Here is a 13,867-nt window from a genome sequence, read left to right as displayed (position 1 = left end):
TCATCACCTTTTGGCGTCGAGGGGATGCGGGGAGGCCCCGGCGCCCGGTTCAGCACGTGCTCACGCTGAACCGGGCGCCGTTTCCTCTTCAGACGGGCGCTCCGCCCTCGCGAGCGAGACGCGGGGGGAGAGAGACAAAAGAATGCGCGTCCGAAGCGCAGTGAGAGGGCGAGGGATGAGACGCCGGCTTGCCGAGGACGTGAGGGGCCGAGACGCCGAGGGCTGAACCGTGTCGGCTCGCCGGGGCGCGCCGAGACGCCGAGGGCCTCCCACGGCGCGAAGAACGCGGCCCTGCGAGCGGAAACGCTCGCAGGGCCGCGCAACGCCCTCGCAGCCGAAGCCCCAGGGCCCCGGCTGTGAAAGGCTCACAATCCGGCGCGCTTGCCGAGCGTGAGAGTAACCTCCTGGGTGCCCGCGAAGAAGTCGTTGCCCTTGTCATCGACCACGATGAAGGCCGGGAAGTCCTCGATCTCGATCTTCCACACGGCCTCCATGCCGAGCTCGGGGTACTCGAGGAGCTCGACCTTCTTGATGCAGTTCGCCGCGAGCTCGGCGGCCGGGCCGCCGATCGAACCGAGGTAGAAGCCGCCGTGCTTCGCGCACGCGTCCGTCACCTGCTGGGACCGGTTGCCTTTGGCGACCATGATCATCGAACCGCCGAGCGCCTGGAACTGATCGACGTAGGAATCCATGCGTCCGGCCGTCGTCGGGCCGAAGGAGCCCGAGGGCATGCCCTCGGGGGTCTTGGCCGGGCCCGCGTAGTAGACCGGGTGGTCGAGCATGTACTGCGGCATGGGCTCGCCGGCCTCGATGCGCTCGCGGATCTTCGCATGCGCGATATCACGGGCGACGATCATCGTGCCGTTGAGGGACAGGCGGGTCTTCACCGGGTACTTCGTCAGCTCGGCCAGGACCTCCTTCATCGGACGGTCGAGGTCGATGCGTACGGCGCCCGTGTCCTCGCCCAGCTCGGCAGGGTCGGTCGCCGGCAGGAAGCGGCCCGGATCGGTGTCGAGCTTCTCGAGGAAGACGCCCTCGGGCGTGATCTTCGCCTTCGCCTGGCGGTCGGCCGAGCAGGAGACGGCGATCGCGACGGGCAGGGAGGCGCCGTGGCGGGGGAGACGGATGACGCGCACGTCGTGGCAGAAGTACTTGCCGCCGAACTGGGCGCCGATCCCCATCTGACGCGTGAGCTCGAGGACCTGCTCCTCCATCTCGGTGTCGCGGAAGCCGTGGGCGAGTTCGGAGCCGCGGGTCGGCATCTCGTCGAGGTAGTGCGCCGAGGCGTACTTCGCGGTCTTGAGGGCGAACTCGGCGGAGGTGCCGCCGATGACGATCGCGAGGTGGTAGGGCGGGCAGGCCGCGGTCCCGAGGGAGCGGATCTTCTCCTCGAGGAACTGCATCATGTGCTCGGGGTCGAGGATCGCCTTCGTCATCTGATAGAGGTACGACTTGTTCGCCGAGCCGCCGCCCTTGGCCATGAAGAGGAAGTGGTAGTCGGTCTCGTGGCCCTCGTGGGTGTCCGCGTAGAGCTCGATCTGCGCGGGGAGGTTGCAGCCGGTGTTCTTCTCCTCGTACATCGTGATCGGGGCGTTCTGCGAGTACCGCAGGTTGAGCTCCGTGTAGGCCTCGTACACGCCCTTGGCGAGGGGGCGCTCATCGGGGCCGGCGGTGAGGACGCGCTGGCCGCGCTCGCCCTTGATGATCGCCGTGCCCGTGTCCTGGCACATGGGCAGGACGCCGGCCGAGGCGACGTCGGCGTTCTTGAGCAGGTCGAGGGCCACGAACTTGTCGTTCGCCGAGGCCTCGGGATCGTTGAGGATCTTCGCGACCTGTTCGAGGTGCGCGGTGCGCAGGTAGAAGGAGATGTCGTGGTAGGCGGTCTTCGCCAGGAGCTCGAGGGCCTCGGGCGCGACCTTGAGGAAGGTCTGACCGTCGGGCCCTTCGACGGTCTCGACGCCCTCGGTGGTGATGAGTCGGTATTCGGTGGGGTCTTCGCCCAGCGGCAGCAGGTCTTCGTAGAAGAACTCGGTCACGTGTGGCTCCTTCGCGCCTCGTGTCGGTATCCCATTCGGGGTAAGCCTAGGGCCTCGGGCTCGGGTGTTTCGGGGACCGGGGTCCCGTCGGGCGCCGAGGGCGGAGGGCGAGCCGCACGAATGGGACGGGAGCGCTCTCAGCTAAGCTGGAGGCCTCAGTGCGACCTAGGAGCAGCCGTGTCCTCCACCCCCTCTTCAAGCGACCTCGAGCTCCGCCTCCGCCGGGCCCGGGCATCGGTGTTCGCCCTGTTCCTCACGAACGGCGCGCTCTTCGCCAACATCATTCCGAGGTATCCGCAGATCAAAGACATCTTCGGCCTGTCGGAGCCGGTGTACGGGCTCACCGTCGCCCTCTTCCCCCTGGGCGCCCTGGTGTTCGGGGGTTTCGCCGCGAAGGCGATTCGGAGGTTCTCCTCGGCGCGGACCGCGGTCGCGGGGACGATGGGCATCGGTGCGATGCTCGCAGTCGCGGGGCTCCTCGCGATGCGCCGGGAGTCGATGGGCGAGGACGCCGGGAGCGCGGGGTTCCTCCTGCATCTCGGCTTCGCCTGCTTCTTCTTCCTGGCGGGCGGCTTCGACGCGGTCACCGATGTGGGGCAGAACGCGCACGGCCTGCGCATCCAGCGCCTCATGGGGCGGCCCGTCATCAATTCCTTCCATGCGGGTTGGTCGATCGGCGCGATGCTCGGCGGCCTCATGGGCATCGGGGCGACCGTCCTCGACCTTCCTCTCGGCGTCCACCTCTTCGGCTCGGCCCTCGTCTTCGTCGTGGTCGGCCTCGTCGCCCTCCGCTTCGCGCTGCCGGGAGCCGACCCGCGCGCCGGTCAGACCGATCCGATCCTCCTTGTCGCCAATGCGGGCGGAGGGGCCGAAGACGCGCTGGGAGCCTCGCCCTCGGAGATGCGCGTGCACGCGATCACCGCGCCGGCCTCCTTCGTGGTCGGGGCGCTGACTGTCCTCGCGATCGCCGGCATGCTCATGGAGGACGCGACTTCGACGTGGTCGGCGCTCTACATGCGCGACTACCTCGGGGTGAAGGCCTCCCTCGCGGGAGCCGCCTTCGTCGTCATGCTCGCCAGCCAGGCGGTCGGCCGCCTCACGGCCGACCGCCTGATGGAGCGCCTCGGCAACCGGAACACGGTGCTCCTCGGCGGCGCCCTGGTGACGCTCGGCATGGGCGTCGGCGTCCTCGCCGCCTCGGTCCCCGCGACCCTCGTCGGCATGGCCTTCACCGGTTACGGGTGCGCCGCGATCGTCCCGATCGCCTACAACGCCGCTGACGACGTGCCCGGTCTCGCGCCCGGGACGGGGCTGACGATCGTCACATGGCTCTCGCGCTTCGCATTCCTGGGCGCGCCGCCCCTGGTGGGATTGATCGTCGAAGCGACGAGCCTGCGCGCCTCCATGATCGTCGTCCCCGTCGCCGGATTCCTCGCCCTCCTCGTCGCCTTCCTCATCGCGCCGGAGCGCGCGGAAGCGGGAGGCGGTGCTTCATGATCGGGATCGTCAACGTCCTGGTCGGCATCGCCATGCTCGTCGGCATCATCGGTGCGATCGTCCAGGTCGTGCCCTCCGGGGCGGTGATCGGCGTCGCGCTGATCGTCTGGGCGATCGTCGAGGGCGGGACGGCGGCCTGGACGGTCACGGGGATCGCCCTCCTCGTCCTGATCGGCGCGAGCGTCTTGAAGTACCTGGTGCCGGGCAAGCGGCTCATGGAGTCGGGGACTGCGAATTCGACGCTTCTGCTCGCCCTCCTCGTCGGAGTGGTCGGCTGGTTCGTCGTTCCCGTCCTCGGTCTCGCACTCGGCGCGATCGGGACCGTGTACCTCATGGAGCGCCGGCGCCTCGGCGCTCATGCGGCAGCGCTCGGGGCCACGGCGGGCGTGATGAAGACGCTCGGCCTGGCGATCCTCATCGAACTCGTCGCCGCCCTCGTTGCGACGAGCCTGTGGATCGTGGGGCTCGTGCTCGTCTGAAGACCCCGTCTCGAAGATCCCGTGTCGAAGACATCACGCGGAGGCGGAGGCCGGCTGGGCCCCGCCCCGGATGAAGACCCGTCCCATCAGGGACATCCCTGATGGGACGGGCGCCCGCCTCCTATAAGATCGCGGTGATGTCTACCTCGTTCACCGGTTCTCATTCCATCCGCTACCCCGCGCCCGATCTCGCCCGCGGCTTCATGCTGCTCCTCATCGCCGTGGCGAACGTGCCCTTCTGGACGGCCCTGTTCCCCGCATCCGGCGAGGGGGGAGCCGCGGATCAGTGGTGGGTCCTCATCCGACAGCTCTTCGTCGACCATCGGGCCTACCCGCTCTTCTCACTCCTCTTCGGTTTCGGCCTCATGACGATGATTCGGCGCCGCCGCGACGCCCACGTGGCCGCCCGGACCCGCGAACTCGACGAGTCGGCTCCGGGGCTGAGCCCCGAGGCGAGGGACAGCTGGATCGCGGGCTTCGAGAAGGAGGCGCTCGAGTCGGGCCGTGCCCTCGTCCGACGCAGGGGCTGGTGGATGCTGCTCTTCGGCGCCGTTCACGCCCTGTTCTTCATGGGCGACATCATCGGCACCTACGCCCTGGTCGCGGTGCTCTGCGCAGGTCTCATCGCGGGCAGGAGGTGGCGCCTCATGATCGTCATCGGGATCGTCCAGCAGGTGCTCGCCTTCGCGATGCTCCTGTTCAGCGAATTCGCGGCGGAGTCTTTCGCGAACACCGGAATGTACACGGCGAATCAGGCGGACAATACGACGATCTCCGGTCTCGTCGGATGGTTCTACCCGCTGATCGGCCTCGTCGCGTGGGTCCCCTCCACGCTCTTCACGCTTGTCCTCTCGCAGGTCCTGCCCGCTGTGTTCATCGGCGCGGCCCTGGCGACGACGGACCTCGTGTCCTCACCGGAGCGCCATCGGGACCTCCTTCTGACCGCGGGGATCCTCGGGCTGGCGCTCGGCGCCCTCATGGGCGCTCCCCACGCCTTGGCCGAAGCGGGTTTCCTCGAGTCCGCTCCCACGGGGACGGCCGCCCTGCACGAGTTCGGCGGCATCGCGGGCGCGATCGGGTGGCTCGCCCTCCTCGTCCTCATCGCGGGTCCGCCCCGCGAGCGGCTCGGCGCCGCCCGCACCCTCCTCGCAGCCGTCGGCAAACGATCCATGAGCGCCTACGTGCTTCAGACCTTCGTCTTCATCGCGGTCTTCGGCGTCCTCGGCCTCAGCGGTGTCGAGGGCGTGAACCCGCTGCTCGGCATGGGGATCGCCGTCGCCGTGTGGGTCGTGATTGCCCTGGCCTGCTGGGTCATGGAAGCCCGCGGGCGCGCTCGCGGCCCGCTCGAGGTGCTCCTGCGCGCGGCCGTCGCAGCGTCGGCCGCCCGGCAGATCCTGCCCGGGGTCCCCGTCGCGCCCTCGGCGCAGGCGCCGATGGCGCAGGCGAGCGGGGGAATCGAAGAGGAGCCCCCGGCGGACCGGGAGACGCAGGACTGAGAGCCCGCCCTGCGGTGCAGCGCCGGGCCCGACTCGGGCTCCGCCGGACTCGACCCAGGCTCTGCCGGGCCCGACCGGGCTCCGCCGGACTCGCCCCAGACTCTCCGGGCCCTACTCCCTCCGCCTCACCGTGTTGACGGCCGCCGCCGAGGCGACGAACCAGAGGGCGAGGACGACGACGATCCCCGAGACGACGAGGACCGTGAGGAATCCGCGCCCCTCCTCACCCATGAGGACCCCCGCGATGAAAGAGCCGATCGCGTGGAAGCCCGAGACGAGCGCGGCCATCGCGAGGACCGGCCAAGCGGCGAGGTGCCCGATCGTCCAGGCCTCCTCGTCCTTCTCGAGCTCGCGGTGGTGCAGGCCGAGCGCGGAGCCCTTGGGAAGGGCCCCGGCGCGCGCCTTCACCGCGACGAGGGCGTAAAGGCCGGCGAGGGCCGCGAATCCGATCGGGCCGATGACGGCGAGGACGTTCACAGGGAGGCCCCCTTCGGGGTGAGAGCAGCCGATGCCCGCATCGACGGGGAGCCGGCCCCGCCCTCGTCACCCGGGGAATCCGAGGACTCAGGACCGGCCGGGATCCCCGAACCGGGCACTCCCGCGACCGCGGACTCGAGCTCCGCGACCCAGCGCGCCCCCGAGGCGTCCGAGGGCATGCGCCAGTCGCCGCGCGGAGACAGCGAACCGCCCGCCATGACCTTGGGACCATTGGGCAGGGCAGAGCGCTTGAACTGCTGGGAGAAGAAGCGCCGGAGGAACAGGGCCTCCCACTTCACGATCTCCTCCAAGGTGTAGGCGACGCGCTCGGTCTCGGGGAAACCCGCGGGCCATTCGCCGCGAGCGGCGTCCGACCAGGCCTTCTGCGCGAGGAAGGCGATCTTCGAGGGGCGGGCTCCGCGGCGCAGCACGTAATAGAGCGTGAAGTCCTGAAGGTTGTAGGGGCCGATCTTGTCCTGCGTCGACTGCATCTTCTCACCCGGCTTGACCGGGACGAGCTCGGGGGAGATCTCCTGATCCAGGATGCGGGTGAGGACCTCGCCGGTGCGCGCCGAGAACTGGCCGGAGGCGACGACCCAGCGGATGAGGTGCTGGATCATCGTCTTCGGCACGCCGGTGTTCACCGCGTAATGGCTCATCTGGTCGCCGACGCCGTAGGTGCACCAGCCCAGCGCCAGTTCCGACAGATCGCCGGTGCCCAGGACGATGCCGCCGCGATGGTTCGCGATCCGGAAGAGGTAATCGGTCCGCAGGCCCGCCTGGACGTTCTCGAAGGTCACGTCGTAGGCGTCGGCCCCCTCGGAGTAGGGGTGCTTGAGGTCGGCGAGGAGCTGGCGGGCGGCGGGCGTGATGTCGATCGTCTCGCAGGGGACGCCGAGCGACTCGCACAGCTCGAGGGCGTTCGACTTCGTGCCCTCCGAAGTCGCGAATCCCGGCATCGTGTAGGCGAGGATGTCCTCGCGCGGGCGCCCCAGGAGGTCCATCGCGCGCGCGGCGACGATGAGCGCATGCGTCGAATCGAGGCCGCCGGACACCCCGATGACGACCTTCGGGTTCCCGATCGCGCGCAGCCGCTGGACGAGGCCCGAGACCTGGATGCTGTAGGCCTCGTAGCAGTCCTGGGCCAGGCGCGCCGGGTCGTCGGGGACGAAGGGGAAGCGGTCGACCGGGCGGGCGAGGCCGAGGTCGCTGCGCGGGGGATCCAGCCGGGTCTCGATCTGCGACACCCTGGACAGGGGGCCGAAGGGCGCGTCCGCCCGCCCGGCGTTCACGTAGTCGGCGTTGTCAGCGAAGGAGTTCTGGCGGGTGCGCTCGGTGACGAGGCGGTCGAGGTCGACGTCGGCGATCGTGAGGGTGCGGCCCCCGGGGATGAAGCGTTCGCCCTCGGCGAGCAGATCGCCGCACTCGTAGATCATCGTCTGGCCGTCCCAGGCCAGATCGGTCGTGGATTCGCCCTCGCCCGCCGCGCAGTAGAGGTAGGCGGCGTTGAGGCGCGCGGAGGCGGAGCGGACGAGGAGGCGGCGGTCCTCGGCGCGGCCGACGGTGATGGGCGAGGCCGAGGGGTTGCAGATGACGGTCGCGCCCGCGAGGGTCGCGAAGGAGCCGGGGGTCGCCGGAACCCACATGTCCTCGCAGACCTCGACTGCGATCTTGAGGCCCGGGACGTCCGCGACCCCGATGACCGCGGAGGAGAAGGGGACGTATTCGGGGGAGAACTTCTCGTAGGGGTTCTCGACGGCGCTCCACTTCGAGACGTCGATGAGGATCGGCGTCGACGCGCCCGGGGTGACGAAGTGGCGCTTCTCGTAGAACTCCCGGTAGTTCGGCAGGTGGAGCTTGGGGACGACGGCGAGGATGCGCCCCCGGTGGATCACGATCGCGCAGTTGTAGAGCGAGCCCTCGGCACGCACGGGGGCTCCGACGATGAGGATCGGGAGGAGGTCGAGCGAGGCCTGCGCGACCGAGTGGATCGCGGCTTCGACCTCGTCGAGGAGGACGTCTTGGAGGAGGAGGTCGTCGATCGCGTAGCCCGACAGGCACAGCTCGGGCAGGAGGAGGACGGCCGCGCCCTTGTCGGAGGCCTCGCGGGCGATCGAGACGACTTCTTCGGCGTTGCGGGCCGGGTCGGCCGGGTGGACGGGGATCGTCGCGGCTGCCAGGCGCGCGAAGCCCTGGTCGTAGAGCGAATGGAAGTTCACGGGTTCCTCCTCGGGGTTGAGGACATTATCGCTGAAAGCCTCATGGGAGGGCTTCATGGTCAAGGCCGCCTGATCGAAGTTCTTCCCCCGAAGGCGCCCACGAGGGCTCCGGCTGAGCCTCTAACGCCCTCTTGGGCGCTTTTGGGGGGCGTGCGGGTTTTCGAGGGCGGGGCCGTGCGCTCGGATGCCGGGGGGTGGTGAGGCGGTGCAGATGGGCCGAGGGCCGCCCCTCGGTTCAGCTGATCGCGCTGCTCATGCGATTTCAGCGCGCCGCAGTCTGAGCTCCCTCTCGGCCGCATGCAGGGGGGAGCCCTCGAAGGGCAGGACTGTCAGATCGATGCCGGAGACGACTTTCAGGACGTGGCGGTTGGCCGCCCGGGCGGCTCTGAGCGGTAGCCCGATCGAATCGGCGAATTCATCCCAATGGCGCAGGCGGAGGCCCTTCGTCCGACCGGCGATGGGGAGGGCCATCGTCGTGTCTCCGTAGAGGGCGGTGCTCGGGACATCGTAGATGGGGGCCACTGTCCACCGGCCTGAGGCGCCTTGGAGAATACTGACATTCTTGGCGTGGAGATCGCCGTTGCCCGTCAGCCATGCGTAGAGGAACTGGATGTAGAGGTTGCGCGTTGCCAGAAGAGGCGCGTGCGTCTGAGCGGCGAGGGCGAGTACGACATCCTCGCTGTTCACCGAGTATTTTTGAGCGGGCCAGATTCCGAGTACCTGTCCGGCGTCTTCGAGGGCGAAGCGGGTCAAACGGCCGGAGGCGTCGATGCCCCGGTCGAATCGGTGCACCACGAGTCCGCGGATGCCGTGCGCATCGGTGAGGACTTCATGGGGGGAGACGGGTATTCCGAGCCCGCGGGCCTTTTCGAGGTGCAGTGCTTCGTTGATGACGAGGTGGGGGTAGTCATGCGGGTCGATCTTCAGGATCGCCGCCCGGCCGAGGGCCTTGACGGGCGTCGTGATCATCGAGGCGGAGGCCTTGGACTGCACCCCGGGAAGTCCGACCGGGTCGACGAGGTCGCTGATCGCGCGGAAGTCGACGCGGCTGTCGCTGAGGTCCACTGCGGGAACGAGCTCCCGCGGTGTTTGCCCGTGAGGCACGATCCTCACATCTCCGGGAGTATCGCCGCCGATGGCGAGGAGGAGCGTGAGTTCGTCATCCAAGGAGGTCTTCACCGCCCGCGCCATGACGCTGAGCCGGTGCCCTTCGGGGAGCAGGCCGGCGAAGAAGCTCGGCACCGCTCCGCCGCCGGCTGTGATGGTTTCGTCCGTCAGGGGCAATGATGTTGAGACGGGGGTTCCCGAGTAGCTGGGAAGATAGGTGAAGGCGATCTCGCCTCCTGCGCTTCGGCGGAGGCGTCCGGCCAGCGCATCGCCCTTGTACACGTCGGCCGTGTCGATGAAGCGGAGCGAGGAGAAGATCATGAGTCCCTGACCTCGAGTCGGAGGCCGAGCGCCGATAGCGTGGACAGGACCGCTTTCAAACTGGGGGAGCCCGTTCCCCTTTCGATGTCGCGCACCGTCTTGTCCGACAGGCCGACGAGATCTCCGAGCTGGGTTTGGGTGAGTCGGTAGCTCTTGCGCATGTCGCGTATGGATCGGCCGATCGTCGCGGCGGTCGTGTCTGTGTCTTGAGGATGCACGGCTCCCTCATTTCTCGGATGAAAGAGCGGAAGAATTCTTCGGAATGCTTCCGTTTCTCTGCTCAGTCTACGATGGCGAGGTGTTAAACGGAAGAATTCTTCGGAATGTGGGGCTGGGTGGTCCGCGGTGAGGCCCCTGCGATCGGAATCCGAATAATTCTTCGGTCGTTTCGAGTCGCCTGCTCCTCCGCCTCCTCCTCAGCGCCCCTTCAGAAGAAACTCCGTCCCGCCCTCGAAAACCGCGCGGCCCGCGTAGCGCAAGGGGCGGCCCGGCCGAAGCCGAACCGCCCCCGAACGCCCGAAGAGCGGGAATCAGAGCAGCGTGAGCGCCTGACGGGCGATCGCGAGCTCTTCATTCGTCGGGTAGACGAGGAGGAGGACCTTCGAATCGGGCGTCGAAACGACGCGCGGCTCGCCGATGCGCCCCTCGTTCTTCTCGACGTCGATCTTCACGCCGAAGGGCTCGAGCGCCTCGGCGAGCTCCCGACGGACTCTCCAGTCGTTCTCGCCGATGCCCGCGGTGAAGGTGATGACGTCGAGGCCGCCGAGCTCGGCCGTGTAGGAGCCGACGTACTTGAGGAGGCGGTTGATGTAGATGTCCATGGCGACCCGGGCCTTCGCCTGGGTCTCGGGATCCTCATCATTGCCGATGAGCCCCCACACCGAGCGCATGTCGGTCTCGCCGGTGAGGCCCTTCATGCCCGATTCCTTGTTGAAGAGGTGGTCGATCTCGTCGATCGACATGCCCGCCTGGCGGGCGAGGTGGAAGACGACCGCCGGGTCGATGTCGCCGGTGCGCGAACCCATCATGAGGCCCTCGAGCGGGGTGAGGCCCATGGAGGTGTCGATCGGCTTGCCGTCCTTCACCGCCGAGACCGAGGCCCCGTTGCCGAGGTGCATGACGATCTGCTTGAGGTCGTCGCGTCCGAGGAGCTTCGCGACCTCGCGCGAGACGAACTGGTGGGAAGTGCCGTGGGCGCCGTAGCGGCGGACCGCGTACTTCTCGGCGACCTCGGCGTTGAGGGCGTAGGTGGAGGCCTTCTCGGGGAGCTGCTGGAAGAACGCGGTGTCGAAGACGGCGACGTGGGGGATGTCGGGCATGAGCTCGCGGGCCACATCGATGCCCTTGAGGTGGGCGGGGTTGTGCAGGGGCGCCATCGGGCAGAGGCGTTCGATGAGGTCGCGGACCTCGTCGGTGACGAGGGCGGGGCCGTCGAAGTACTTGCCCCCCTGAACGATGCGGTGGCCGACGGCGACGATTCCCGCCTCGGAGAGCACGGGGCCCTTCGCGTCGAAGAGGCGGAGGACCTCGCGCATGCCGACCTCGTGGTCGGGGATCGGGAGCTCCTCCTCGGTGACGTCGGCCCCGTGGACGTGCTTGATCGTTCCGAGGGCCTCGCCGATGCGCTCGACGATGCCCTTGGCGATGGCGTCGCCGGTTTCGGGGTCGACGAGCTGGTACTTGATGGAGGAGGAGCCGGAGTTGATGACGAGGACGGTCTGGGTCACGGGGTGGCCTTTCGGGTCGGGGCGAGGCGGGGCTCGACGATGGGGGCGAGGGCGGGGCCGCGAGATCCCCTCGATGAGGAAAGGTGATGCTCTCGCCGGGAGAGAGGGGGAGTGGAAGGGAGTGGTGCTTTCGGTGACGGCACGGCTGTCCGGGTCAGCCCTGGGCCTGGACGGCGGTGAGGGCGACGGTGTTGACGATGTCCTCGACGAGGGCGCCGCGCGACAGATCGTTCACCGGCTTGTTGAGGCCCTGGAGGACCGGGCCGACGGCGACCGCGCCGGAGGAGCGCTGAACCGCCTTGTAACCGATGTTGCCCGCCTCGAGCGAGGGGAAGACGAAGACGGTCGCGCGTCCGGCCACGGGCGAGCCCGGGAGCTTCTTCGAGGCGACGGCCTCATCAACGGCGGCGTCGAACTGGATCGGTCCCTCGATCGCGAGCTCGGGGGCCTTCTCGCGGGCGATCCGGGTCGCCTCGATGACGGCGTCGACATCGGGGCCCGAGCCGGAGTCCCCGGTCGAGTAGGAGAGCATCGCGACCTTCGGCTCGACTCCGAACTGCGCGGCGGTCCGGGCAGAGGAGACCGCGATGTCGGCGAGCTGCTCGGGGGTCGGGTTCGGGTTGACGGCGCAATCGCCGAAGGCCCAGACCCGGTCCTTCATGAGCATGAGGAAGATCGATGAGACGATCGAGACGCCCGGAGCGGTCTTGATGATCTGGAAGGAGGGGACGATCGTGTGCGCGGTCGTGTGGGCGGCGCCCGAGACCATGCCGTCGGCGTCTCCCATGTGGACCATCATCGTGCCGAAGTAGGACACGTCCCGGATCTTCTCGCGCGCCTGCTCGAGGGTGACGCCCTTCTTCGCGCGCAGGCGCGCGAATTCGGCCGCGTATTTCTCGACGAGCTCCGGATCGGAGGTCGAGACGACGCGGGCCTCGGACAGGTCGATGCCGAGCTCGCCGGCGCGGGTCGCGACGGCGGCCGCGTCGCCGACGAGGGTGACGTCGGCGATGCCCCGTGCGAGGACCTCGGCCGCGGCGAGGAGGACGCGGTCGTCCTCGGGCTCGGGCAGGACGATGCGCTTGCGATCAGCGCGGGCGCGATCGATGAGGTCGGCCTGGAAGGCGAGGGGCGTGACGGCGGCGGGCTCGGGCAGGGCGAGCAGGGCGTCGGCCCCTTCGGAGGTGAGGGGCAGGGGGAGCACGAGGACGTCCGCGGTGACCTGCTCGGCGAGCGCTGCGGGGAGCGCCACGGCGGCGAGGGTCGCCTTGGCGGCTGCGGCGCGCCGGGCGAGGATGCGGATCTCCTCTTCGATGAGGTCGACGCTCGCGCCCTCGGCCTCGAGAACGAGGACGATCCCGGCCTTGGCGGCTGCGGCTAGATCGAGGTTCCAGCCGGTCGGGTCGAAGGTCCTGGCGTCGGGGGCGCCCGCTCCGTCGATGAGGACGGCATCGGTGTCGGCTCCGCGGACGGCCTCGAGGGTCGTCGCCAGCGCGGTCGCGGAGCTGAGGGCCGCGTCGGGGGGCGTGACGCCCTCCAAAGCGCTCAGGCGAGCGAGGGTTCCGCGTCCGGTGAGGAGAGCTGCGAGTTCGTCTGCCGCGTCGCGTGCGGCGTTCGCTGATTCAGGCCCGACAACGATGTAACGGGAAGTCACGAAGGCTCCTTCATTCACGTGAAAATGTGCGCGACGTTTCGCGTCGCGTGAATATGGTAGCGCCGCGCGCGTGGCGGGGGCGCCGCCGGAGCCGGAATCGACGAAGCGCCGAGGGGCGTGAACGGATGGGCGGAGCCAGTGGGGTCCGCCGGGCTCGGCGCCCTTCGGGGCGTTGCGCCCTCAGGCGCCGGCGTCGATCCCGTGGCCTGCGAGGAGGATGTCGACGGCCTCGTCCCACAGTTCGACGAGGGAGAGGGACCGGTCCCGCAGCCACTGCTCCTCGAGGCCCCCCATGAGCGCGAGGAGTTGGCGCCCCAACGCGGGGGCCTGCGGAGTCGCATCCGCGAACAAGCCGGACAGGAGGCGCAGGGACCAAGCGTCCCGGGCGACGAAGTAGTCGTGGCTGGGGTGTTCGTCCCCGAGTGACTCGTTGCGCAGGATCGCGTAGAGGCGCACGATCATCGGCTGGGTCTCGTTGTGTTCGACGAGCGCGTGGAGCATGGCGACGGCGGTGCGCGTGTCGAGGGCCGCGCGGCCCGCTTCGACGGCCTCCCAGTCGACGCCCCCGGCCGCCTCGGCCATGACGGCGAGGTCACGGGCGTCGCGGGCGTCGAGGACCATGTGCAGGACGCGCTGCTTGGTACCGATGTGGTGGATGAGTCCGGCGTTGGACAGGCCGCAGCGCTGGGCGAGCTCTCCGACCGAGAAGCCAAAGTACCCCTTGAGGGACAGGAGCTCACTGGCCGTGTCCACGATCTGGGTGAGACGTTCGTCGGGGTTCATCCGAGGCTGCCGTGGCATCTGCCCTCCTGGGAAGCGATGATGGGTGGTCGTCGCGGTCAGGTTACCGTCTC

Annotated in this window: 11 protein-coding genes; 3 read left to right on the top strand and 8 right to left on the bottom strand. The window is 69.0% G+C overall.

Going from position 1 to position 13,867, the window contains the following annotated elements:
- Nucleotides 1-365 precede the first annotated feature (365 nt).
- On the bottom strand, nucleotides 366-2,036 hold the full coding sequence (locus HD592_RS09345) for a fumarate hydratase (protein ID WP_184453616.1): 1,671 nt from the start codon (nucleotides 2,034-2,036) through the stop codon (nucleotides 366-368).
- 177 nt (nucleotides 2,037-2,213) lie between these two features.
- Here HD592_RS09345 and HD592_RS12500 point away from each other — a divergent pair, with 177 nt between their 5' ends.
- From HD592_RS12500 to HD592_RS09330, 3 genes are all read left to right on the top strand, one after another.
- Complete coding sequence (locus HD592_RS12500) at nucleotides 2,214-3,533, top strand: MFS transporter (RefSeq protein WP_221437873.1); 1,320 nt, start codon at nucleotides 2,214-2,216, stop codon at nucleotides 3,531-3,533.
- Nucleotides 3,530-4,012: a DUF456 domain-containing protein gene (locus HD592_RS09335; RefSeq protein WP_184453612.1), complete on the top strand. Its 483-nt coding sequence runs from the start codon at nucleotides 3,530-3,532 to the stop codon at nucleotides 4,010-4,012. Before HD592_RS12500 ends, HD592_RS09335 begins: the two co-directional genes overlap by 4 nt.
- Before the next feature lie 137 nt (nucleotides 4,013-4,149).
- A complete protein-coding gene (locus tag HD592_RS09330; RefSeq protein WP_184453609.1) occupies nucleotides 4,150-5,508 on the top strand; it encodes a DUF418 domain-containing protein in 1,359 nt (452 codons plus the stop codon).
- Between the two features lie 111 nt (nucleotides 5,509-5,619).
- Here HD592_RS09330 and HD592_RS09325 read toward each other — a convergent pair whose 3' ends face one another.
- From HD592_RS09325 to HD592_RS09295, 7 genes are all read right to left on the bottom strand, one after another.
- Entirely contained in the window at nucleotides 5,620-5,985 is a 366-nt protein-coding gene (locus tag HD592_RS09325; protein ID WP_184453607.1) for a hypothetical protein, read from the bottom strand.
- Nucleotides 5,982-8,204: an NAD(+) synthase gene (locus tag HD592_RS09320; protein ID WP_184454618.1), complete on the bottom strand. Its 2,223-nt coding sequence runs from the start codon at nucleotides 8,202-8,204 to the stop codon at nucleotides 5,982-5,984. Before HD592_RS09320 ends, HD592_RS09325 begins: the two co-directional genes overlap by 4 nt.
- A 252-nt stretch (nucleotides 8,205-8,456) precedes the next feature.
- The gene (locus HD592_RS09315) at nucleotides 8,457-9,632 is read right to left on the bottom strand and encodes a type II toxin-antitoxin system HipA family toxin (RefSeq protein ID WP_184453605.1); all 1,176 of its coding nucleotides are present in this window, start codon (nucleotides 9,630-9,632) and stop codon (nucleotides 8,457-8,459) included.
- Nucleotides 9,629-9,850 (bottom strand): helix-turn-helix domain-containing protein, encoded by a 222-nt coding sequence (locus HD592_RS12385; RefSeq protein WP_221437872.1) that lies wholly within the window; start codon nucleotides 9,848-9,850, stop codon nucleotides 9,629-9,631. The genes HD592_RS09315 and HD592_RS12385 overlap by 4 nt, the downstream gene beginning before the upstream one ends.
- A 312-nt stretch (nucleotides 9,851-10,162) precedes the next feature.
- The gene (locus HD592_RS09305) at nucleotides 10,163-11,359 is read right to left on the bottom strand and encodes an acetate/propionate family kinase (RefSeq protein ID WP_184453603.1); all 1,197 of its coding nucleotides are present in this window, start codon (nucleotides 11,357-11,359) and stop codon (nucleotides 10,163-10,165) included.
- A 154-nt stretch (nucleotides 11,360-11,513) separates the two neighbouring features.
- Complete coding sequence (gene pta, locus HD592_RS09300; protein ID WP_184453601.1) at nucleotides 11,514-13,013, bottom strand: phosphate acetyltransferase; 1,500 nt, start codon at nucleotides 13,011-13,013, stop codon at nucleotides 11,514-11,516.
- Between the two features lie 180 nt (nucleotides 13,014-13,193).
- Nucleotides 13,194-13,814: a TetR/AcrR family transcriptional regulator gene (locus HD592_RS09295; protein ID WP_184453599.1), complete on the bottom strand. Its 621-nt coding sequence runs from the start codon at nucleotides 13,812-13,814 to the stop codon at nucleotides 13,194-13,196.
- Between the last annotated feature and the right edge of the window lie 53 nt (nucleotides 13,815-13,867).

It is taken from the genome of Schaalia hyovaginalis, assembly GCF_014208035.1.
GTDB classification, from domain to species: domain Bacteria; phylum Actinomycetota; class Actinomycetes; order Actinomycetales; family Actinomycetaceae; genus Pauljensenia; species Pauljensenia hyovaginalis.
The sequence above is the reverse complement of the archived record's forward strand: the minus strand, read 5'-3'. Positions and strand labels throughout refer to the sequence as shown.

Bases quoted from the DNA above. Each gene is read 5' to 3' on its own strand.
- HD592_RS09295 (WP_184453599.1), bottom strand. From the start codon at position 13,814: ATGCCACGGCAGCCTCGGATGAACCCCGACGAACGTCTCACCCAGATC.
- HD592_RS09330 (WP_184453609.1), top strand. From the start codon at position 4,150: ATGTCTACCTCGTTCACCGGTTCTCATTCCATCCGCTACCCCGCGCCC.
- HD592_RS09315 (WP_184453605.1), bottom strand. From the start codon at position 9,632: ATGATCTTCTCCTCGCTCCGCTTCATCGACACGGCCGACGTGTACAAG.
- HD592_RS09335 (WP_184453612.1), top strand. From the start codon at position 3,530: ATGATCGGGATCGTCAACGTCCTGGTCGGCATCGCCATGCTCGTCGGC.